This window comes from Aeromonas lacus (assembly GCF_000764665.1).
Taxonomy (GTDB): domain Bacteria; phylum Pseudomonadota; class Gammaproteobacteria; order Enterobacterales; family Aeromonadaceae; genus Aeromonas; species Aeromonas lacus.
In genome coordinates, this window is the sequence record NZ_JRGM01000101.1 from 1 (window position 1) to 590 (window position 590).

Below are 590 nucleotides of genomic sequence, written 5' to 3' on the forward strand. Positions count from 1 at the left end.
CTGTTATAGTGACCAGAAGAAAATGGCGAGTCTACATCGAACAACTCTGTGGAAACGTAAAAAATAGTTGAGATTATTAAAAATAGAGTATGATATGGCATATCAGAAACCTTGCAATATAATTTTATTTATTTCTTTAATTTTTGCAAGCGTTAACCTGCTCTCCCCAAATGTAAATTCCATTGCTTTTTTACTTTCTAAAATATAAATGGAAATGTTATTTTCAGTAAAAAAAATAACACACTTACAAGAAATTTCATTAAGTAATGATTTATCATTAAGCTGAGCATCACTGTACAACACATTGCCATTCATAAGAGTGGTTTTATATATCGCATCAGATTGAAAATCATCATTATCAACATGCCAACTACTGATGATATTTGATATGCCAGAAAAAATCATGAAAACAATTATTGCACTGGAAAGAGTCTTTCTTATTATATTTTTATATCCTCTGCTTTCAATTCCTTGATTTACAGTGCCAGAGCTTTCTTTAAGGATAGGAGTATTTTGATGAGACATTTTAAAGATAGAATGGTCTATTCTATACCCCAACCTTGGAACGGTAACGATCACATCCTTACCAG

At 30.8% G+C, this 590-nt stretch carries 1 protein-coding gene; it reads right to left on the bottom strand.

Going from position 1 to position 590, the window contains the following annotated elements:
- Nucleotides 1-102: 102 nt before the first annotated feature.
- Nucleotides 103-590: hypothetical protein (locus tag LG31_RS20905; RefSeq protein ID WP_238567500.1), on the bottom strand; the 488-nt coding region annotated here is incomplete at its 5' end.